At 42.6% G+C, this 21,511-nt stretch carries 18 protein-coding genes and 1 pseudogene; 4 read left to right on the top strand and 15 right to left on the bottom strand.

Going from position 1 to position 21,511, the window contains the following annotated elements; translation table 11 throughout:
- Positions 1-375 precede the first annotated feature (375 nt).
- Together AC787_RS34680 and AC787_RS34675 are read left to right on the top strand one after the other, a co-directional pair.
- Positions 376-1,617: pseudogene (locus tag AC787_RS34680) on the top strand (glycosyl hydrolase family 8); the annotation flags it as partial.
- Positions 1,594-2,310: a discoidin domain-containing protein gene (locus tag AC787_RS34675; protein ID WP_414730971.1), complete on the top strand. Its 717-nt coding sequence runs from the start codon at positions 1,594-1,596 to the stop codon at positions 2,308-2,310. The pseudogene AC787_RS34680 and the gene AC787_RS34675, both read left to right, overlap by 24 nt.
- A gap of 64 nt (positions 2,311-2,374) precedes the next feature.
- Here AC787_RS34675 and AC787_RS05880 read toward each other — a convergent pair whose 3' ends face one another.
- The 3 genes from AC787_RS05880 to bglX form a co-directional block, all read right to left on the bottom strand.
- Positions 2,375-2,965, bottom strand: coding sequence for a TetR/AcrR family transcriptional regulator (locus AC787_RS05880; protein WP_054023923.1), 591 nt, complete (start codon positions 2,963-2,965; stop codon positions 2,375-2,377).
- Between the two features lie 53 nt (positions 2,966-3,018).
- Positions 3,019-3,474: a VOC family protein gene (locus tag AC787_RS05875; RefSeq protein ID WP_054023922.1), complete on the bottom strand. Its 456-nt coding sequence runs from the start codon at positions 3,472-3,474 to the stop codon at positions 3,019-3,021.
- Positions 3,475-3,632: 158 nt separating this feature from the next.
- The gene (gene bglX / locus AC787_RS05870) at positions 3,633-5,807 is read right to left on the bottom strand and encodes a beta-glucosidase BglX (RefSeq protein ID WP_200930699.1); all 2,175 of its coding nucleotides are present in this window, start codon (positions 5,805-5,807) and stop codon (positions 3,633-3,635) included.
- 115 nt (positions 5,808-5,922) lie between these two features.
- Between bglX and AC787_RS05865 the strand changes: the two genes are divergently transcribed.
- Positions 5,923-6,717 (top strand): helix-turn-helix transcriptional regulator, encoded by a 795-nt coding sequence (locus tag AC787_RS05865; protein WP_054023921.1) that lies wholly within the window; start codon positions 5,923-5,925, stop codon positions 6,715-6,717.
- A gap of 64 nt (positions 6,718-6,781) precedes the next feature.
- On the opposite strand, the gene AC787_RS05860 is transcribed toward AC787_RS05865, so the two are convergent.
- From AC787_RS05860 to AC787_RS05830, 7 genes are all read right to left on the bottom strand, one after another.
- Positions 6,782-7,531, bottom strand: coding sequence for an N-acetylmuramoyl-L-alanine amidase family protein (locus AC787_RS05860; RefSeq protein WP_054023920.1), 750 nt, complete (start codon positions 7,529-7,531; stop codon positions 6,782-6,784).
- Positions 7,532-7,713: 182 nt separating this feature from the next.
- Positions 7,714-8,829 carry a hypothetical protein gene (locus AC787_RS05855; RefSeq protein WP_054023919.1) on the bottom strand — a complete coding sequence of 372 codons (1,116 nt, stop codon included), beginning with the start codon at positions 8,827-8,829 and terminating at the stop codon, positions 7,714-7,716.
- A complete protein-coding gene (locus tag AC787_RS05850; protein WP_054026921.1) occupies positions 8,826-10,289 on the bottom strand; it encodes a sensor histidine kinase in 1,464 nt (487 codons plus the stop codon). Before AC787_RS05850 ends, AC787_RS05855 begins: the two co-directional genes overlap by 4 nt.
- 2 nt (positions 10,290-10,291) lie before the next feature.
- Positions 10,292-10,987 carry a response regulator transcription factor gene (locus AC787_RS05845; protein ID WP_054023918.1) on the bottom strand — a complete coding sequence of 232 codons (696 nt, stop codon included), beginning with the start codon at positions 10,985-10,987 and terminating at the stop codon, positions 10,292-10,294.
- 269 nt (positions 10,988-11,256) lie between these two features.
- Entirely contained in the window at positions 11,257-12,252 is a 996-nt protein-coding gene (locus tag AC787_RS05840) for a cell wall hydrolase (RefSeq protein ID WP_054023917.1), read from the bottom strand.
- A 215-nt stretch (positions 12,253-12,467) separates the two neighbouring features.
- Positions 12,468-13,559 (bottom strand): NAD(P)H-dependent flavin oxidoreductase, encoded by a 1,092-nt coding sequence (locus AC787_RS05835; protein ID WP_054026920.1) that lies wholly within the window; start codon positions 13,557-13,559, stop codon positions 12,468-12,470.
- Between the two features lie 255 nt (positions 13,560-13,814).
- On the bottom strand, positions 13,815-14,438 hold the full coding sequence (locus AC787_RS05830) for a hypothetical protein (RefSeq protein WP_054023916.1): 624 nt from the start codon (positions 14,436-14,438) through the stop codon (positions 13,815-13,817).
- Between the two features lie 360 nt (positions 14,439-14,798).
- On the opposite strand from AC787_RS05830, the gene AC787_RS05825 reads away from it, so the two are divergent.
- The gene (locus AC787_RS05825) at positions 14,799-15,065 is read left to right on the top strand and encodes a zinc ribbon domain-containing protein (RefSeq protein ID WP_054023915.1); all 267 of its coding nucleotides are present in this window, start codon (positions 14,799-14,801) and stop codon (positions 15,063-15,065) included.
- 144 nt (positions 15,066-15,209) lie between these two features.
- Here AC787_RS05825 and AC787_RS05820 read toward each other — a convergent pair whose 3' ends face one another.
- The 5 genes from AC787_RS05820 to AC787_RS05800 all read right to left on the bottom strand — a co-directional run bounded on the left by AC787_RS05820 (position 15,210) and on the right by AC787_RS05800 (position 21,338).
- The gene (locus tag AC787_RS05820) at positions 15,210-15,845 is read right to left on the bottom strand and encodes a YczE/YyaS/YitT family protein (protein WP_054023914.1); all 636 of its coding nucleotides are present in this window, start codon (positions 15,843-15,845) and stop codon (positions 15,210-15,212) included.
- Positions 15,846-15,882: 37 nt separating this feature from the next.
- Complete coding sequence (locus AC787_RS05815) at positions 15,883-17,016, bottom strand: glycoside hydrolase family 88 protein (protein ID WP_054023913.1); 1,134 nt, start codon at positions 17,014-17,016, stop codon at positions 15,883-15,885.
- Between the two features lie 38 nt (positions 17,017-17,054).
- Positions 17,055-17,927: a sugar phosphate isomerase/epimerase family protein gene (locus AC787_RS05810; RefSeq protein ID WP_054023912.1), complete on the bottom strand. Its 873-nt coding sequence runs from the start codon at positions 17,925-17,927 to the stop codon at positions 17,055-17,057.
- Positions 17,928-18,056: 129 nt separating this feature from the next.
- Entirely contained in the window at positions 18,057-19,799 is a 1,743-nt protein-coding gene (locus tag AC787_RS05805; RefSeq protein ID WP_054023911.1) for a sensor histidine kinase, read from the bottom strand.
- 15 nt (positions 19,800-19,814) lie between these two features.
- Entirely contained in the window at positions 19,815-21,338 is a 1,524-nt protein-coding gene (locus tag AC787_RS05800) for a response regulator (protein WP_054023910.1), read from the bottom strand.
- Positions 21,339-21,511 lie beyond the last annotated feature (173 nt).

The raw sequence follows: 21,511 nt of genomic DNA, 5'->3' as shown, positions 1-21,511 counted from the left end.
TTCGTCCTACTCTATTCCTTTTCAGGCATAATAATAAAATTTAAATTGGCTGTAGACATATACAAATTTTGTATGTTAAATTGATTAACATAGAAGCAAGAACGAACAAACTCTTACCCAAGAATGGATGGCTAGAAGTAACTTGGTTGACTCTACAGTGTGTCATGCACCTTTAGTCTCATCTGAATTACTTTTTTTATAGGCCTAAAATTAAAGCGCTTAAACGTTTTATTTTTTTTATCGTAAAATTAAAGCGCTTTAATTTTTATTGGAGCTTGATTAATCGTAAAGGAGGCTGCGATACTGTCGACGGTTAAACGACTATAATTAAAGGAGGAGTTTTAATTGCACACTTTAAACTCAAACAAAAGGTTGATGAAATGGATGGGCCATGTTCTACTCTGTTCAGCAATGCTTATAACCTTATTGGGTGCACCTGCTCCATTTCAAACGAAGGTTCATGCTGCTGGTGAGCTTAGACCGTTTCCGCAACAACTGAGCTATCCTGGCATTATAAAACCTAACCATGTCACTCAGGCAGCTATGAATACAGCAGTTTCGAGTTATTATACTTACTGGAAATCAACCTATTTAAAAAACAACCTATCCTCCTTGCCTGGCGGTTATTATGTCAAAGGGGATATTACCGGCAGCGCTGAAGGTTATGATCCGCTTGGCACTTCAGAAGGGCAAGGATATGGAATGGTCATCACAGCCTTAATGGCAGGCTTCGATTCGAATGCCAAAACCATTTATGACGGTCTGTTCAAAACCGCAAGAGCTTATAAAAGCTCAACTAACACAAATCTTATGGGCTGGGTTGTTGCAGACGCTGCGGGTGCACAAGGGCATTTCAGCTCGGCTACCGATGGTGATCTGGACATCGCTTATTCCTTAATTTTGGCAGATCGTCAATGGGGATCAGCTGGTACAATTAACTATTTGGCAGAAGCCAAAAAAATGATCACGAACGGAATCAAAGTAAGCAATGTCACTACGAATAACCGGCTGAACCTAGGTGATTGGGATTCAAAGAGTGCATTGAACACTCGTCCTTCTGATTGGATGCTCTCCCATTTAAGAGCGTTTCATGAAGTGACAGGAGATCAAATATGGTTGGATGTCATAAACAACTTGTACTCCGTGTATAGCCAATTCTCAACCGCTTACTCTAACAGCACAGGGCTAATCTCTGATTTTGTTGTCGACAATCCTCCAAAACCCGCTCCACCAAACTATTTGGATGAGTTTCCAGAAACGAATGAATACAATTATAATGCAAGCCGTGTCCCTTTAAGAATAGTAATGGACTATGCTTTTTACGGCGACACTAGAGGCCGAGATATTGCTAACAAATTGGCGGTATGGATTAAAGGCGCTACGAGCGGCAATCCGAACAACATTAAAGACGGATATAAATTAAATGGTGGAGTGAGCGGATCATACGCGACAGCCGTTTTCGTATCTCCGTTTATATCAGCTGCTACAACGAGCAGCACTCACCAAACATGGGTAAATGCTGGCTGGGATTGGATGAAGAACAAGAAAGAATCCTATTTCAGCGATTCCTTCAACTTGCTTAATATGCTCTTCATTTCAGGAAACTGGTGGATCCCAACTGCTGGCGGATCCACAGATACACAAGCGCCGACAGCACCTGCTAACTTAACTACCTCCGCTCTATCAAGCAGTCAAATTAATTTGAGCTGGTCTGCTTCTACCGATAATGTTGGCGTTTCTGGGTACCAAGTTTTCCGCGGCGGCACATTAGTTGGCTCACCTTCGGGTACGTCCTTTAATGATACAGGTTTGAATGCCTCCACGTCTTATAGTTATACAGTGAAGGCAATTGATGCTGCGGGCAATCTTTCTGCGAGCAGCAATACAGCCAGTGCAACTACAAGCCCGATTTCAACAAACACGAACCTCGCTCTAGGTAAGACCGCTGTAGCAAGTTCAATAGAGGGAACTGGATTTGAAGCTTCCAATGCGACTGACGGCAACTCAGCGACAAGATGGGCAAGTACTGAAGGAAGCAATAACGAGTGGATCTACGTGGACCTTGGTTCTATCCAAAACATCAACCGAGTGAAATTGAACTGGGAGGCTGCTTACGGTAAAGGCTATAAAATCCAAGTTTCCACGAATAGTACGACTTGGACAGATGCTTTTACAACAACAACAGGCAACGGAGCTATTGATGATGTTACTTTTACAGCTAAGAGCGGCAGATACGTCAGAGTGCTTGGTACAGCTCGAGGCACAGCTTACGGATATTCACTTTTTGATTTCGAAGTATACGGCTCTTAAAGGGTAAACAAATACAAAGCCTGATGAGAATTCTCTTTCAGGCTTTGTATTTGTTCTATTACATTTAACGAAGACCATCAAGGAGCATTCGCAGCGTCTGCAGACAATCCTCCATCGCTTCCGCAGCTTCCGCTGCGTCCGATATCTGTGCCAGCCAGAGTGCCGCTTCATTCATAGCTCCAGACAGCAAATGTGTGGCAGCATCCAGTCGAACACCTCTGAGATAACCTTGTTGCTGCATCATTTCCAGCTGTCCATGCAACAACTTCATAGACTGCTGCTCATCTTGCAGCCGCCATTCCTCCCAGCCAAGCACGGCAGGACCATCAATTAACATAATCCGCCTGTTCTCTGGCTCTATCGCCACTGTAACGAATGCTCGGCAGCCTAGAAAGAGCTGCTCCCACAGATCGTCGCTGAGCGAAGCTTCTTGCTCCAGTCGCTGTGCCACTTCGGATTGAACAAGCTCAAGCACAGCCCGGAATAAACCCTTTTTACTGTCAAAATGATGATATACAGCTCCCCGTGTCACTTCAGCGTTTTTCGCTAATTCCTCTAATGAGCTGTCAGCATATCCATATGTGGTAAAATGATGCCTCGCCACTTCCAGTAGTTTATGTATGGTCTCAGCAGTATCCTTCTTATTTTTTCTCATCCATCTTCTCCTATTTCCTTAACAAGCTCAGAAGGAGGTTCAAGCCAGCTCATTCAATTTCCAGCCACTGTTCCCTCTTGCTGCCACACAGATTCTACATAGTTCATGCTTTCTTCCTCCGAAGGCGGAATGATTGCAATTACATCTATTAATACGCCGCCTGGATCTGAGAGAATAAAATGCCGTTGCCCAAAATCCTCATCCCGAATATCCTGTTCCAAAGCCAGCTTCTCATCAAGCACCAAGCGTTTGTATTCACTATCTACATTATCAACTTCCATGTTTAGAATCAATCCTTCAGCCCGCTTACGATAATTCGCTGGAATCGTCGGATGACTTGCACTGAGCAGTGCTAATTCATAGCTTCCTTGCCCTTCACCAGCCTTCCGCAAGCTCACATACCAGTCAGACTCATACACAACTTCAAAACCAAAGTAACGTTGATAAAAGTCAGCGCTTTTTGCTACATCCTGCGACATGACAACCGGATAAAAACTGTTGATTTTCAAATGAACGCTCCCCCTTAGGATTCAATTGATTGCTGTACCTAAATATTAACATACATACTGTTTGTATGTAAATGACTTTATTTCTTATTCTGTATTACCAAGCGATTTGAAACAATAAAAAAAAACACCAGAATCATCTGGTGTTTTACTGTTCATGCCTATTCGACTACGATTTCACCAATCAAACCCTTCTCAGAATGAGGTCCAACCATCAATTGAAAAATACCAGGCTCAACCGCGAGGTTATCTTCTACTCCTATGATCGCAAGTTCAGAAGGTGTAACTGAGAAAGTCACCGTCTTCATCTCGCCCGCGCTTAAGCTCACCTTGGCAAAGCCTTTTAATTTTTTGAGCGGCTGTGTTACGCTTGCGGCTACATCACGAATGTACAACTGCACCACCTCTTCCCCCGTATAGCTACCTGTATTCGTAACATTAACAGAAACAGATACGGAATCCGAGCAGCTTATGCGAGTAGAGCTTATAACAAGATTATCATATTCAAAGTCGGTATAGCTCAAACCGTACCCGAATGGATACAAGGCTTGCACTGGAGCATCGATGTATCTTGAAGAATACACACCACCTGGAGGACGGCCGGTGTTCTTCCGGTAATAATAAAGAGGCACTTGTCCCACGCTCCGAGGGAATGTTACTGTCAGCTTGCCGCTTGGATTATAGTCTCCAAACAAGACGTCAGCAATGGCGTTTCCGCTTTGAATACCTAAGTGCCATGCCTCTACAATAGCTGTCGCTGATTCATCCAGCCAAACTGTTGTCAGCGGACGGCCGTTAAACATAACAACGACAACCGGCTTACCTAGCTGAATCGCTGCTTCCACGAGCTTACGCTGCTTCCCAGGCAAGTCCAGTTCTGATCTAGAATTCCCTTCACCGCTCATCGTCAGGCTCTCGCCTACAGCAATAATGGCTACATCAGCTTGAGCAACTGCTGCCAGCGCTGCTTCAAACCCGTTTTCGTCTTCACTCTCAATACCGCAGCCTTCCGCATAGAGAAGCTGTGTATCTGGTGATATTTTTGCTTTGATACCATCAAGCAGTGATACGACATCATCCGCATTACCGTCAGCAGCCCAGCAGCCTAATGGGTCTTTCGTATTCGTTGCCATCGGTCCGATAACAGCCAATGTTTGCACCTGTTTGGACAGTGGCAGTGTTCGACTGTCATTCTTGAGCAGTACGATGGACTCTCGCGCCGCCTCGCGAGCCAATGCAACATTCTCCTCTGACAAAATAACGCTACGGCTCAGATCTGGGTTTACGTATGCATTCTCGAACAATCCAAGCTTCATTTTTACAGCTAAAATCCTGCCTACAGCTGCGTCGATAAGACTCTCGGCAATCCGGCCTTCCTGAACGAGCTTCGGCAAATATTTATAGAAAATACCTGAATGCATATCCATATCCGTACCCGCTTTAATAGCAATCTCACATGCTTCCTCCGCATCTCGGGCAACTCCATGAGTGATAAGCTCACCAAGAGCATTGTAATCACTAACGATGACGCCTTCAAAACCCCATTCCTCACGTAAAATGGTCGTAAGTAAGTAGCGGTTAGCACATGCAGGAATACCATTCAACTCGTTAAAGGATGCCATAAGGCTAAGCGCTCCAGCTTCAACCGCTTTACGGAATGGTGGTAAAATAACTTCACGCAGCACCCGGTCCGAGACGTCTACTGTATTATAATCTCTACCTGCTTCTGCAAACCCATAACCAGCAAAATGTTTAGGGCAGCTTGCAACGGACAAGCTTTCATTAGAGGCGTCAGCAAGTTCTGCCCCCTCAACCCACGCTTCAGCCATAATCTCGCCAACATGAGGATCTTCTCCCATCGTTTCGGCAATTCTTCCCCATCTTGGATCTCTCGTAATATCGATCATCGGGGCGAACACCCAAGAAATACCGTCGGATGCTGCTTCCTTGGACGCAGCTGCTGCTGTTCTTCTAATTAATGCAGGGTTCCAGCTTGCCGATTGAGCGAGCGGAATAGGGAATACTGAGCGGTAGCCGTGAATAACGTCTCTACCAACAATCATCGGTATTCCAAGACGGGATCTTTCAATCGTTTGCTGTTGCAGCGTATTCGCTTGTTCAACTCCCGATAAATTAAACAACGAACCTAACATTCCCTTATCGATGAGTTCCTTCATGATTTGATTGATCTCACCGCCAGCATCGGGGTTTATCGCGTGAAAGCCCCAGTCAAATTGCGACATCTGGCCAATTTTTTCTTCTAATGTCATCTGAGAAATCAAAGATTGCACTTTCTCCTTTATTTCTGACGAGAACAACTTCTGCTTTCCTGCCACCTGAAACAACTCCTTTATTCATATACACATGATTATGAAGGAAATGAACGGGTATGTGTAGAAACAAACTAATGATAAACATCAACGATCTGCTTATGGCACAGGAGGATTACCTATGAAGGATACTGGAATAAAGCTGGATTATTGTGCCTTTATGTACCATAACACACCTTTTCGACATACCTATCGATATGGCCTCGAAACCTATATCATTCGATTGCAGACAGAAGGTCTATGCCAAGCCTTAATTGCAGGCCAACTGGATATCATCGAGCCTGGCGACCTTCTTCTGTTTGGGCCTGGTGAAGCTTATGATCTTAGAATTGGCGAGCTTGGACCAAGCGGCGACTATTACGTTATTTGCAGCGGTGCTTGGCTTGATGAATGGTGGAAGCTGCAGCGGAGACCCCAAAGGACAAAAATAGGTGAGAACAGCAGAATAGCTGCGATATGGCAGCAGTTAATATTAGAAAGCAGACGGCATGATGGAGGAAATCCTGAGCTATTACACACGCTGATGCAGTCACTATGCTATTTGCTGGATAGAGCCATAGATGAAGCAACATCTTACACTTCCGGCCCAAAGCTGCTCTCTTATAAAATAAAGCTTTATATCGAGGAGCATGCGATGATTCCATTCACATTGACCGATGCTGCGAAGCATGCGGGACTAAGCGTATCACGCTCGGTTCAGTTGTTTAAAGCTGAATTCGGCTTCTCCATCATGCAATATGCCCAGAAGGTGCGTCTAGCGATGGCTCTTGAATTAATGGGCAAAAGTCCGCTTACACTCGAACGCATTGCCGAAGAAACCGGGTTCGGCAGCTATACTTACTTTCATCGGGTGTTCCAGCGGTATTACGGCATGTCACCTGGCGTGTACCGAAAGCAAATGGCAGACAAACAATAAACCAAGTCCAAAGGACGTGGTTTATTGTTATGTTTTATTTTTGAAGAGATTGATTATAAACGTATTAGGATTGTATGATTGCTTCTTCTGGATTGTTCTCAAAATATTGCTTTAAACCGTCAACAATGGCTTGTGCCGCACGATCTTGTCCATCTTCTCCAAGTAATACCGCCTCTTCAGCGGGGTTTGTCAGATAGCCTACTTCCAGCAAAATCGCCGGCACCTTGCTTAATGAAAGCACTTTTAATTCTTCATACCGTATTCCACGATCCCTGAAACCCATTGCCTTTACAACATGATTATGCATAGTCTGAGCTAATTCAATATTGTCATCAAAACGGTAAAATGTTTCAATTCCTCCAACGTTCTCGTCCTTAAACGTGTTCGCATGGATGGATAGAAGAACATCTGCTTTCATTTGGTTGGCTATATCAGGACGCTCGTCCAGCTCGATGAACGTATCGTCAGTACGGGTTAGATGCGGTTCAAACATGTTCTCTTGCTTTAGCAGCTCATAAACTTTCTGAGATAGCGATAGTGTAAAATATTTCTCCCTTTGCCCGCTAGCCCCTTCAGCTCCTGGATCTTTGCCACCATGTCCTGCATCAATGACAATTTTGTAGACCCTCTCCGGTTGTTCTTCCAAGGCTTCCTGCTTCGTTGGAATCGCTGTTGGGATGGCTGACAGAGCTCGCGACTTTTCTTCTTTGTTTGCGGTAAAGCCGATTAACGTTACACTAATCAAAATTAGAGTGAATAGAAATACAATAAATCTTACTAGACGAGATTTTCGTTTCTTCATATACGAGTGCATGTTGTCCTCCTAAGTAAAAGATGTTAAGCAGCTTCTATTATTTATACTAAATCCTCATTTCGAGCACTTCTCCAACTTGTAAATAAGTTGTATCTAAAAATGTTGAACCACGTCGTTTTATGCAATGCAAAAAAAAACTGCCATCGCAGCTGGAAGCTGTGATGGCAGTTCGGAGAGATTTTTTATTTAAACTCAATGATGTAATGCATCGAATACTGTACCGCCAATTTGCTTTTAATTTGTGCATCAAAGGACTTCCAACCGTTCAAATAGAGCTTATTGCCGGACGGACTCCATTCCATTTGACCCGGATCTATCCCTTTGAAGACCTCCTGTTCATTCAAAAGGTTGTTTCCTTGCAATTTGGCAATATAGGTATTTTGAGAATCTTTCGAATACGCAATGTACTTGCGATCCCTCGTTAACCGGAAATTACCGACTTGCTCACCTAAGATTGTGGTAGCCTTATTACGACGATCATAAGCGAAAAGCAAATTGTTCTCGCTGACAAACAAAATTTGATCATTATTGAGAAAGTCTGCCGTCCCATCACGATTTAACAAATGATTATACAAACTGACAACACTGTTATCATTTAATTTACCGAAGAAGATCGATTGTCCATCAACCATTTGTTTAACGATCAATACCGTTTCCCCATTATCAGAAACTTTCGCATATCTCAACCAACTCTTCTCGCCTTCATTCGGTATATCAATTTTCTTCAGCTTTTTAGTCGTTACGTCGTAAACGACCAGCTTTTCTTCATTCTGATCGTCCCATATGAAAAAAGAGAGGTATCGGCTGTTGTTAGACCAGATCATCGTAGCCGCCGACAACGGGCTTTGACTATCATCGATTGTAGTAATCGCCTTACCATCATTCAGGCTGTAGAGCTTCATCGTTCTGCTTCTTTTATCATCCCAAACGTAAACAGCGATATAGAGCCCATCCGGGGATACCATGCTGGCTTCTGCATTTTGACTGAAGCTCATTACTTTTTGCATCGTTTGATTCTTATAATCGAATCGTTGCAGCGTTTGACTTAAATCCATAGTCTTGCGCATGCCAACAACTTGCTCATTGTCTGTCCATCCAAGAATTCGGATTTCATTCTGTTCTTCCTCAAACATTCGATATATTTTGTTTACTTCAAAATCACCGTTCGAATGGGCCAATTCCGGTGCTGCTTCTGCCTCTGTATCCGGGATAACGACGGTTCTTGAATTAAATTTCGTAGATGCACAGCCCGACAAGATAACGATGATGAGCAGAGCAAGGATTGATTTTCTAATCATAAAATCACCTGCTTGTTATCCATTTGCGGAATTTGAACAATAACGCTTGTTTCTCTTTCCTCGCTTTGGATCTGAATCGTTCCTTGATGTTCTTCTACAATCGCTTTGCTTATGCTGAGACCTAATCCGCGACTGCCGATTTCTTTCACAAGACGACCATTTTCTCTGTAAAAGGGTTCATAAATACGGGCTAAATGCTTCGGAGCAATAACATCTCCCTGATTAATAAAAGTGAATTGTACGAACTCGGAAGTCAGTCCTGCCATCACAATAATTTCAGAAGAAGAATCGCTGTATTTAATCGCATTATCGATCAAGTTGATAAATAGCTGTCTTAGTTTAGTTGAACTACCCTCAATGATAAGATGATCTTCTACCTCGCAAGAAATTTTCTTTTTATATTTTCGGGCTTTGAACGCCATTCCTTCGCAAACGCTCTGCAAAATAAACCCAGCATCAACCATTTCAAAGGCTGCTTTAGAATCCGTCTCCTTGGACAACTCGAGCAGCTGCAAAACCATTTCATGAAGGCGCGCACTCTCATCCGCAATATGCGCAATGCCTTTCTCGAAAAAAACCTCATCACTCTGCCCGTTCTCTTTGATCATCTGCGCGTAACCCATGATAGAGGTCAGAGGCGTCTTCAATTCATGGGTAACGTTGTCGTAAAATTGTTTGCGGTGTTGGTTTAACTCTTTAAGACGATCACGGTCCTTTTCTATTTTACCGATTTGTAATCGAATTTTCTCAATCATTTGGTTGAAGTTATGAGCAAGCTTGCCAAGCTCGTCCTTTCGGTTTAATGAGATATGGACATTAAGATTACCGTTTATGACTTCTGTTGAAACTTTGGTCATCTTGACGATGGGGAGCGTAATGTTCCAGAACAACGCAAAGCAAAGCAGCAAGCCCATAGCAAAAATTGCGATGGTGACATACAAAATGATATCTAATATTTGCCTGCTGTTCTCATAAAGCATCGATACGTCTTTGGAAAATCGTAAAATGCCTATTTTTTCGCCGTCAATGACAACAGGATATGAAAAATAGATGGAGGATATCTTTTCTTGATGAGTGATTGTATAGGCTGTTTCTCCCTTTAAAGCATGCTTGAAATCGTCTCCGGGAGGACTCATGAAGGCAGCGTCGTCCGATGCAGCCATCAGGTTGCCTTTTAGAGAATAAACAGCAACTTGACTAGAAGTAATGTTTTTCAAATCGCCGACCAATTCTTTCGACATCTGCTCAAAATAAATCTCATCATGACTATAATGATTGATCATAAACGTTTGTTTCACATAAACATTGCTGTTTTTCTTCATGGTGTTCAAATCCGCCGTAATGATTGTTTCGTTGTTGGATTCAATAATTTGCATGACGAAATGGTGCAGCAGCAACAGCGATGTGAAAAAAATAACTAACAATCCGATTAAAAACTTAACCTTGATAGACTGTATCATGTTCATTCCACATTCTTCTCGAATTTGTAGCCGACACGAAATACCGTAGTAATGATGTCATTGGCATCAAGCTTTTTGCGTAAACGCTGAATATGAATATCAACGGTTCGAGTATCACCAAAATAATTATAACCCCACACTAAATCAAGCAAATTTGAACGAGTAAATACTCGTCCTCTAGAGCTGGTTAACGTCATCAAGAGATCAAATTCTTTTGGTGTCAGCTCAATGAGCTCATTGTCTTTTTGGACCATTCTTTCGAGCACATTAATTTCTATCGTTTTAAACTTGATTGTAGCTGGTACTGTTTCTTCGTTCACAGCCGATACAGGATTGATTCTACGCAGTAATGTACGAATGCGGACGATTACTTCACGCATATCGAATGGCTTCGTAATATAATCGTCGGCGCCAAGCTCCATCCCGATGACTTTATCGGAAATATCCGACTTAGCTGTAATCATTATAATCGGAAGCATGTATTTCCCCATTATTTGCTTGCAAATATCGAGGCCGCTTTGATCGGGAAGCATCCAATCAAGCAGCAGCAGATCAGGTTTGAACTCTTCGATTTCTCTTAAGCCATCCTTGCCGTTATGGGCAAGTCTGGTTTGAAATCCCTCCTTCTGCAATCCATATGCAAGCAAATCAGCAATAGCTGCTTCATCTTCTATAATCAATATTTTGGTAAGCTCCATTCGTTCATCTCCATTCCACCTTGATGGTATCACAGCCTCGTTTTGACAAACAACTAAGCTCGCAAAAGTTTACAGTATTGAAACAAGTCGGATGTATAAGACTGGATTTATTTAGCATGCGCAAAAAAAACCTTCAACACACTTAAAAAGTGAATCGAAGGTTCTTTTTTGTGCATGAAATGCACAAATTGGCTGTGCAACCGATGACTTCAACCCTGTTAAAAAAAAAAGCCCGCCACAGCCTTATCATGGCCATGGCGGGTGTACATCTATTTAGCAAAACTATGATTGCCGATCGTCGTAATAACGTCTAAGCTGGACCAAAACGATCCTTTGGAAATATCGGGGTTGAAGAAATAGACCGCATTCTCCACGTTATTTTTTCCGTTCAAGGCATCTTTGGCGGCGCGAAGAGAGCTTGCGTTGGGCTTACTCTTATCTAGGAGGCCATTATGTGCTGGAGGGAACTGCTTTCCTGAATAAAGGACGTCGCGTATCGTATCCGGGAACCTCTCATCCTTCACTCTGTTTAATATCACATTCGCTAAACCAAGCTGTCCTTCGTAGGATTCATGGCCTGCTTCAACCATCGTAATCTTGGCAAGAAGCATGTAGTCCGATTCTGAGAACGGTTTTGCTAGTTGATCAACGTTTGAAGGAATGACCACCTTGAGTTTTGTTCCCGGCTTGATCAGCGATTTGTTATCGAGCCCATTCCACTTCAATAGCTCCGTCTTGCTGCTGCCAAACTCCTTACTGATCTCATCCAATCCGAAGTCTTCCTTTATTACAGCAGGCTGCACTTTTATGAGTTCAACAACGCTTGATTCTGAATTTAATGCCACGTTAGCATGCAGCATTTCCGACAATTGGCGCAGAGGAGCATACAACCTATTGTCCTTTAAGAATGGTACCGCATCCAATTTATAACGGTCTTCGTTGAAATAAACAACAGGGACTCCATTTCCCAGCACAACTTTATCCTTGAATTCCGTATGTATCGTCACTTCTTCATTGACATGATCCCAGCTTGACTTGGCACCGAATAAATCAGCGATTTGGGCTACGGGCACAAACAATCTTCCATCGGACATATAAAGTGGATCAGTTATCTTCACAATTTTCCCATTAAATTTTACAGTCCACTCATTCGCAGCTGCTGCATTCCCTGCGTAGACACTCGATATAGGTCCGATACAAAGCAGAAACAAACCTAAAATCATGGTGATAATAAGACTTCTAAACGGCTTGCCATCTCTGATCATGCGTACCTCCCAGTAAATTAAGTTGGTGTAAATTCCAACGTTCATCTTCTGGGCAAAATTATATCACAGTTTATTACGACATTAGCATTAACATTTTCACAGAATTAGCCATAATCACAACGTAAAAAAACTTGGAGTGATCTTAATTACATCTTAAAGATTGTGTTTCGGGCCCTACCACGATTCAGGCAGGCGGTATAATATCCGAAACCTTGTCAAAGGGACTTGCTCTCTTGACATATCGAAAGTGCTTGCCCGATCGTCTCCGCAACAATATCCTCCGCAGTTTGACCGGAAGTTAGCAGCCTTGTACCTTGACCTGCCCATAAAGACATATACTCTGGATTGTTTTGGCGGCTGGCGGCGTTTCTTATATCACGGGTCACCGTGTTTTGAGTTGGAAAAGGAAGTGGCTCGATACCGCTCTCATCCCACTGCTTAATAAATGAATTGCGTATTCCTCTTGCAGGTCGACCCGAGAAAGCTTTGGTCATAACGGTACTCTCTTCCGTGCTTCCCAGCAGTGCCTGCTTGTAAACCTCATGCGCACCAGATTCAATCGCTGTTAGAAATCGTGTCCCCATCTGAACACCCTGTGCTCCTAGAATCAGTGAAGCCACCAGTCCCCGTCCATCCATAATGCCGCCCGCAGCAATGACCGGAATGCTCACACGATCTACAATTTGCGGTACCAAAGCAAACGTCCCAATATTGGCGCCCATCTGATGCTCTGTAATATCAAACGTTCCTCGGTGTCCACCCGCTTCGCTGCCTTGGGCAACTATTGCATCACAGCCTGCTTGCTCCGACTGGAGAGCTTCATTCACCGTTGTTACCATCGTAACAACAAGAAGTTTAGCCTCTTTAGCTTGCCGCATGAAAGGCTCCGGAAGTATACCGAATGCTGTGCTGATGACAGGTACCTCCTCTTCGAGCAAGACAGCCAACTGTTTCTCAAATCGATCTGGAGTCGCCACGTGATCCGCACTCGCATGAGGGATTCCAAGCGTATTACGCATGAGATTCAACTCTCGCTGAGCTTCACCGATTCTAGTATTGTTGTCCGAAGCTTGCGAAGCGAAAAGGTTAACTGCAAAGGGCTGATCTGTCAGCTTGCGGATTTCATGTATAGCTTCACGAATAGCAGACGGCTCCATGTAAGCTGCACCAAGCGTTCCTAGTCCACCTGCATTCGATACTGCGGCTACCAGTTTTGCAGTCGAAGGCCCGCCTGCCATTCCTGCTAAAAAAAGCGGATAACGAATATTAAATAGTTGGCAAAGCTCGGTTTGTAGTGTTATTTTCATAATTTCCTCCATGAATCAATTTCCTGTATTTCTGCAAATGGTATTGTAAACTCTTCACACCTATTTAATCCCTTTTTCTACATTCTTTCTAAAAGCATACGCCATCTCCTCCATGAAGCAAAGAGCAGATAAGCAAAAAAAGAGGTTATCCCTCTGAAGCCCATTTATGCTCCATCGGAATAACCCTGTTAGGAAAATGTTTATTTTTAATAAAAACGCAACCCTTATCAGGTTGCGTTAAATACATAATAAATATTAGTCTAAGCCATGTTCTTTTCGAATGTCATACATTCCTTGAATCAGCAGCTCTCCCGGATCCCGGTTCAACTGCAAATGTGTCAACAATAGATGCAAAGAAATAGCGCATACGTTATTTCCATCTATGATCGTCGGAAATCCAGCTTCAAAGATCGGACCATGGTCTTCCTTCCAAGCTAGACCCGCATGTACCTGCTCCGGAGCAAACTCTTCCGTTACAGCTTTTATACATTGCGGAACGAGTATGTTGTCGATTATCGCTTTAGCCTCTTCTTCGGTTGTAGCTGGTTTTGGGAGGGGCTTGCCGCCCTTGGTCTCCATAAGATCGACGAAAAAAGAAGCCATCCACACTGCAGGATCATTGTCCGATTGGAATCTGGCGATCAATTCGTGCAGAAAAAATCCGCAGGAATATATACTACCCGATTCATCCTTCACATGAAACACAAAAACCGGACCGTAATCTTGGAAATTCGACACTTGTGCTTCAACGTCGTTATAGTGCATTTTTAAAGCTACAAGGCCATTATGGTACACAGCCTTTATAAGCTCCGCCCATTTCTCCTCGGACATCGCATCTTCCTTGCTATTAACTTCCTCGTTAGTTGTCTCATTGTTCATTTTCTTAGTCCCACCTGTCTCCTATTATACTATCATCTTGTAAAGCAGGCTTAATTACGTTCACATCATACGGCAACACTTCTGCAAATCTATTATGGATTACCACAAATGGTTACACCTATTATTATAGGCATGTGTCTATCAGACTAGCAATCTCTATACTATAGCAAATTGAGGATATTCGAAAGATTTGAATGATGAATAACGACAACGATGAGGTATCTGAGAGCAGTTATATTGTCCGCCAAATAAAACTTTTGGTTTAAGCAGGGGTTTGAGGTATTGGGGATACCGTGTGAATGACGTATAATTAACGGTACGAATGGATAGAGGCAATCATTTAACAAGGGGACAAAGGAAATGAACAAAGTGTATAAAAATTGTCAAAGCTGCGGAATGCCGCTATCTCGCGATGAACAAGGCGGGGGCACGGAAATGAACGGCGATAAAAACAAAAAATACTGCAGCCATTGTTACGAGAATGGGGCATTTGTGATGCCGGACATGACGGTTGACCAAATGAAGGATCGAGTTAAGCAAAAGATGGTTGAATTCGGTTTCCCCAAATTTCTGGCCGGCCTCTTTACTAGAAATATTCATAAGCTTGAGCGTTGGGCAAAGAACTAACGCGCAAGGCGAGGATTCCCATCGGACCGCCGGTGTCACTATGGTCGAGCCCGGGTACGACCGGATAAACGCTCTACCATACAAACCAACCACGCTCATATTGGCGTGGTTGGTTTCATTTTTCATTTAGAAATTTCGGGAAATCTAGCAGGATATATATTTTATAACCCTACGTTTGTTCAGTCTATCCTGTAACCATCCAATACAAGGTCCTGTTAACACCACCGATAACACCGTCACAATACCTACAAAACCTCCCAGTGAAAGTCCGATCACGGTATATAATGCATCAGTTAATATCCGAATTCTCTTATAAGGGATACGTGTCATATCCGAAATGATAAGGCCTACGCTGTCAGCAGGACTCGCGCCGAGCTGGGGAGAAATATAGAGATATACACCGAAAGACAAAAAGATTGTACCCGTAAACGCTAGAATCAACTTCAACCACAGTGACAGATCCGTACCGATGAATGGTCCGATCAGATGGTTGAAAAAATCGAGCAACGGACCTGCAATGAATAATGACAGGAAGAGAGAAACATTAATATATTTCCTCTTAAAGATGACTAGAAGAATGACAATGATGGAATTCAGCAGCAAATTTGCTTGTCCATAACTAATTCCTAGCCGCTTATGCACAGCTATTGCGAACACCTGGTACGGATCTGCACCCATATTGATCTTATAGAACAGGGAAGCGCTGAAACAAGTAATGGCAATACCTATGATGCTAGTCAAAATTTTAATGATATATTTTTTTGAGAATGCTTTTTTCAATGCGCCCTTACCGTCCTGTCTTAAGATAAATATATGATTACCAAATAAAAAATCCGTTTCCTTTTAACCGAGTAATTGCTTCTAACAGGAAGTAATCACCATAAATAATAGGCACATTCGTTTCTTCTTCACGATGATAGGCTACAGTACCTCCACCAACGATGCCGTCCGTTTCTACGTTCCAGTCGCAATAGTTTTCTTCGATCGCTCTTAATATCGACAAAGCTCCATTGATATAGAGTTGTTTTTCGTAATCCTCTACATGCTTACTGAGCTCCAGCATTCCACAGGCTGCGCATACACCAGCAGTTGTATCCCACTGCTCTGGCTGTGTTGGAGCTCGGAAATCCACACGGGGAATATAACCCGTTTGCGAAATATTAGCTAGAAAATAATGTGCCGTACTCTTAGCAATATCGAGATAACGCGGATCACCTGTATGGTGGTAATTCATAGCAAATCCGTAAATCGTCCATGCCTGCCCCCTTGACCATGAAGAACCAGAGGCGTAACCTTGCCCAGCTGGATGCTCTTGCAATTGACCATTCATGGGATCCAGCACAGCGATATGATGAGCGGAACCGTCTGGGCGAATTAATAGTTTAATCGTAGTGTCGATATGGTTATTCGCAACATGCAAATATCTCGGATCCTGACTTTCCTCGGCTGCCCAATATAATAAGGGAAGATTCATCAAACAGTCGATGATCATCCATCCTGGGCGATTCTCGTTCCAAGCCGAGATATATCGGCCATTTACGTTGTATCGTCCAGTCAATAGATTGGCGGCGTGCATTGCGCGCAACTTTGCCGTTTCGTTGCCAGTCAAACGATAATTCGCTACAGCAGTATGGAGCCACATAAAACCTACATCATGGTGCAAGCCATTAAATTCGATCATAGCGACATCCAACCGCTGCTCTACACCAACCGCTGATTTTCGATATTTTTCATCGCCGGTAGCTGCATACATCTGCCATAGAATGCCCGCCCAGAAGCCATTCGTCCAAAACGAAATATCTTGCTCACCATAGTCTATATACTTTCCCTCGCTAGCAATGTAGGGAATTTTATCTCCCATACGATCACATTCCTGCGAGATTTTAGCTAGGAGCTTCTCGTAAACAATATTGACCCATTCACTTTCGGATGAGCTGATAGAATAAGGCATGTTTCGCTTCCTTTTCAATTCAAAATGTAATCAGTGTCCTATTCTTCATACAAACGGATTAAATATTTTCCAATGTCAGCTACATGTGCAGTCATTGTTCTACGAAGCTCGACCGGCAATGGACTTGAAAATGCTTGTATTTCGTAAGTGAAATCCCCTTTATAGTTGATTTCTTTAAGAACACGCATCATTTGATGCCAATCTACGTGGCCATAAAACGGTGCCAAATGCTCATCTGCATGACCGTGATTGTCTGCAATATGAGTCGACTTAAGTCGTGATCCAATCTTGCGCAGCTCGGCAGCTTGGTCTCTTACACTAAGGTTAGCATGTCCGAAATCCCAGCATATACCTACGTTTGGACGATTAAAGGCATCCGCTAGCTCCGCCAAATCTTCTCCATTACAGGCATATACATATTCATTGTCCCATTGCACCATATTTTCAAGTGACAGCCCGTAACCTAGCTTTCCAACCTGGTCCAGCATAGGACCATAATAATCCAAATTCAGTTGCATATAATCCTGTCTGGAATAACTCGGCTTGTGCTGATGTAATGGGTGAGTTACAGCCCATTCTGCTCCAAGTACACCCGAGCACACGATAGAGCGCTGTACAAGTTCTCTTTCCCAGCCATGATCAGTAATTCGTGGATCATTCGGATCGTACATATGCAGATGAGTTTGCGAGAAGGTTACGCCCAGCTCGTCTGCAAATTTTTTAAATTTACATATATACTCATACCAGTCATCTTGTGCAATAGGACGACCTGGTCTACCCTGATCGCAGAAGTTATAATCCAGAACCTTAAAACCCGCTTCTAGACACTGCTCTAGACAGCTTTCAGGTGAAATAACTCCAAACTCGTCATATACTTTGTCCAATAGATTTGTTGAAGTGGATAAACGCATAGTGTAGTCCTCCTTTTAATTAGAAAAAAAAATGAATGCGCACCTGACAGCTCTTGCTGGGGTACGCATTCATTATTAAAGATATCCTCGATCGGAACAACCTTGAAAATCAATGTTCTATCACCATAATTATTTAATATCAATTTCAGCAGCTGTATCGTCCGTCCGATGTATCGGCAGGTTAACCATAATCCTTGTTCCTTCTCCTAACTTAGAGGTGATATTCACACCAAATTCCTCGCCGTAATACAGCTTTAAGCGATGGTGTACACTTGCAACACCAAAGTGCTTTCTGTTGACATTGATATCATAATTACGCACATAATCCATTAAGGCATCCAGCGCCTCCTCCGACATTCCAATCCCATCATCCTCCACTATGCATATAAGCTCCTGCCCTTCCGTATACCCCCTAATCGTAATATGTCCTTGCTTCCGACCCTTGAAGCCATGCTTAAAGCAATTTTCTACAAGCGGCTGAATAATAAACGAAGGCACCCTTTGCTGCTGAATCTCTTCCTGAAACTCAATAGAAAACGTTATAAGATCGTCCTTCAAGAACGATTCCAGCTTACAATAAGCGATCAACTCAGCCCACATATCCGAAACGCTAATAAACTCTTTACTCTCATGAAGTGTATGATGCAGAAACCTCGAGAAATCTTGAATAATGTCTGTAGCTTTGTTATAGTCTTTAAACTTCATTGTCCAAATAATAGAATCTAAAATATTGTAAATAAAATGTGGATTAATACTGTTGCGATATACACGCAGCTGCGTTTCTTTCTTATATAACCCTGCCTTATAAACCTCGTCAATTAAGTGATCAATACGCTGGACCATGTCATCTAAGCTCTGAAACAAGTAGGAAAACTCATCCTTACGGTCAGTCTTAAAAACCACCTTTTCATGGCTATTCTGACGATACTTTTTGATCATGGCAGAAAGCTGATAAATCGGAGCTGTTACGTGATCTAACTGTCGATAAAGAAAGATCAGCATCACGACAGAAAACACGAATGCAATGAAGAGAAGCAGTTTTCGAATTTCATAAATACCAGAGAATACCTCTTTCTCGAGCAGCAGTTTCGTATATTTCCAGCCGTATTTTTCGGACTCACCGCTAATGACAATGTACGGCTGATCATCAATCATTACTCTTCCTCCAGAAGATACCTCCTGAATCTTTACCATAACCGCTGCTGGATCATCGTTATTGCTATTGACGACAACCTGATTGTTTTGATCACTAATGATTTGGATCGAGTGAGGGTATATATTATCTTTCACTAAAATCTCTTTAAACGAGTATTGCAGCATATTCACAGATAGCAATGCTACACTATCTTCAAAATAATTTTTCTTTACACGTCCGGCAAGCGCTGTTAGAGAAGCAACGCCCGTAGTAAGATCCCGGGTATGAATCAGCCCTGGTTTTTTCAGTTCTTCTCTAGTAAAGCCCTCTACCCAATAGCCGCTCTTGTGCCTCAAAATACTTGATTCCTCTGTAGAAACGATCACACCGCTGCGAATATCCTTTAAATAAATAGAGTAAACCTTGTAATTCGTTGAAAACAACATATTTTCCAGCTTAGTTAAAATTCGTTTATAGTTAATCTCATCTGGCTCTTTGGCTAATTCTTTAATTATTTCTTCATCAAAAGCAATGGCATAGTAGGCCTGATCCAAATATTTAAACTGATCATCTATCTGTTTAATCGCAAAGTTGATCTCCAAATTTGCAGTATGGATGGCTTTTTTTTGCAGGTCCGATTCTATTATGTTATAGATAATGATGCCCGAAATAGCCATTGTAATAGTAAAAAAAGCAATAATGGTGAAGTAGGTTTTCCATTTGATAGAATGTAACATAGGTACTCCTTGCGTCTAACCGACATCAGTTAAATTTTTATTCTGATACTCCTTGGGCGTCATTCCCATAAACTTTTTAAAAAGAAAATAGAAATTTTTCTGTTCCAGTCCTATTCGAGCACAAACATCACCAATTTTAGCGTGAGGAATAGACAGATGCTTCTTTGCCAGTTCAATCCGGTAAAGATTCATATATTCCGTATATCCTATTTTATAGTCCTCCTTAAACGCTTTACTCAAATAGACATAGCTCGTATTTAATTCGCTTGCAATAAACTTTAAACTTAAACCTACCTCTTCAATATGATCCAAGGAATAAGACAGTGCCAGCTTTACAATCGGGCGTATTTTTTGGGTTTTATTTTTTTTAACCTCACTCGAAATAGACCTAATACGCTCTTTCATATAACTTTGCAGCTCTGAAAGACAAGTAATGAGCTCGAAATCTGCAAGAACGGCCTCAGGCGTAAGAGCAGCATCGACCGACAGCTCTGACGTTAATCTGGAGATGCTTTCGCTGCACTGATTGATCATATGAGTGATGCTGCTGTTAACGTCCTTCCACCTCGTAGACATCTTGTCGATGTATTCTGCCGCCTCAACATCCCATTCCGCTTCCATACATTTGATTAAATAAGAAGTATCCAGATAGAGCGTACTGTCCTTCCTCTTTTCAACATACAGGTCTTCCCGTATTTGTTCATAGAAGGTGATCATATTTAAACTGTGCAGAAAGCCATAGCGATAGGACTGCAGTGCACTTTCGTATGATTCTTTCAGCTCGGCAGGCGTATCAGCTTTTATTCCTACACCAATACGAACCTTTTTGCTGAATTTAAAGATTTTGTAAAGGTCTTCAAAATATGATCTTTCAAGAGGCTTGTCCTCAAAGATAACCCCGGTAAGCAATGTCCCGCATTGCAGCAGCATTATTTTCATGCCTGAGCTAGCTACCTCTTCCTTCAATCTGCGCATAGAGATTCGTTCTCCATACCCCCGAAGCACAAATGCAGTAGCTCGAGTAAAATCCAGCTCACTTTGTAACGTTTCAAATGCTTGCTCCAGCATGGAAGGATCTAATGCTCTACTCATGAAATAGGCTTCCATCGTAGTTGAGAGCTCCTGTAAGGTCACTAATGCGGTAAGAGCATGAACCTCACGTTCCTTCATGATTTGATGAGTAGCATGACGTACTTTGTCCAGCAGCTCCTCCTCTGCAATTGGCTTTAACACATAGGAGAATACACCTAATTGAATCGCCTGATGAGCATAGGAGAATCGCTCGTAAGCACTAATAATAATGATCTTGGTCTGAGGCATTCGCTCATGAATATATGCTGAAAGCTCCATCCCGTTCCCGTTCTCCATCTCAATATCTGTAATGACAATGTGGGCCTTATTGCGACTTAAAAAATCAATCGCCGACTGCCCGCTTTCAAAGGCTCCTATAACACGTGCGTTAATGGATACCCAATCTATAAGTTGGACAAGCCCTTCTCGGGTTATTTTCTTGTCCTCTACGATTACAATATCAAACATTACCTTCGCCTCCGATCGAGTAGCAATAGAAATGACCCTGACAAGAGGATCACCCATTTAGTATACATAGCAACATAGCACAATCTATGCATCCCTTTGTTAACGCAGTGTAATTGTTTTTAAAGCGCTTTCAATAAGTCGGTTGATTTTCAGGATGTTACGTTAATGTTGTG

The sequence above is a fragment of the Bacillus sp. FJAT-28004 genome (assembly GCF_001280845.1).
Classification (GTDB): Bacteria; Bacillota; Bacilli; order Paenibacillales; family Paenibacillaceae; genus Pristimantibacillus.
Note: the sequence above shows the minus strand (reverse complement) of the source record. Positions and strands in the feature narration are given on the sequence as shown.

Excerpts from the sequence above, each read along its gene's own strand:
- AC787_RS05860 (WP_054023920.1), bottom strand. The coding sequence starts at position 7,531 with ATGCACTCGTATATGAAGAAACGAAAATCTCGTCTAGTAAGATTTATT.
- AC787_RS05815 (WP_054023913.1), bottom strand. The coding sequence starts at position 17,016 with ATGCCTTATTCTATCAGCTCATCCGAAAGTGAATGGGTCAATATTGTT.
- AC787_RS05850 (WP_054026921.1), bottom strand. The coding sequence starts at position 10,289 with ATGATACAGTCTATCAAGGTTAAGTTTTTAATCGGATTGTTAGTTATT.
- AC787_RS05825 (WP_054023915.1), top strand. The coding sequence starts at position 14,799 with ATGAACAAAGTGTATAAAAATTGTCAAAGCTGCGGAATGCCGCTATCT.
- AC787_RS05805 (WP_054023911.1), bottom strand. The coding sequence starts at position 19,799 with ATGTTACATTCTATCAAATGGAAAACCTACTTCACCATTATTGCTTTT.
- AC787_RS05845 (WP_054023918.1), bottom strand. The coding sequence starts at position 10,987 with ATGGAGCTTACCAAAATATTGATTATAGAAGATGAAGCAGCTATTGCT.
- AC787_RS05800 (WP_054023910.1), bottom strand. The coding sequence starts at position 21,338 with ATGTTTGATATTGTAATCGTAGAGGACAAGAAAATAACCCGAGAAGGG.
- AC787_RS05865 (WP_054023921.1), top strand. The coding sequence starts at position 5,923 with ATGAAGGATACTGGAATAAAGCTGGATTATTGTGCCTTTATGTACCAT.
- AC787_RS05855 (WP_054023919.1), bottom strand. The coding sequence starts at position 8,829 with ATGATTAGAAAATCAATCCTTGCTCTGCTCATCATCGTTATCTTGTCG.
- AC787_RS05810 (WP_054023912.1), bottom strand. The coding sequence starts at position 17,927 with ATGCGTTTATCCACTTCAACAAATCTATTGGACAAAGTATATGACGAG.
- AC787_RS05880 (WP_054023923.1), bottom strand. The coding sequence starts at position 2,965 with ATGAGAAAAAATAAGAAGGATACTGCTGAGACCATACATAAACTACTG.
- AC787_RS05835 (WP_054026920.1), bottom strand. The coding sequence starts at position 13,559 with ATGAAAATAACACTACAAACCGAGCTTTGCCAACTATTTAATATTCGT.
- AC787_RS05840 (WP_054023917.1), bottom strand. The coding sequence starts at position 12,252 with ATGATCAGAGATGGCAAGCCGTTTAGAAGTCTTATTATCACCATGATT.
- AC787_RS05830 (WP_054023916.1), bottom strand. The coding sequence starts at position 14,438 with ATGAACAATGAGACAACTAACGAGGAAGTTAATAGCAAGGAAGATGCG.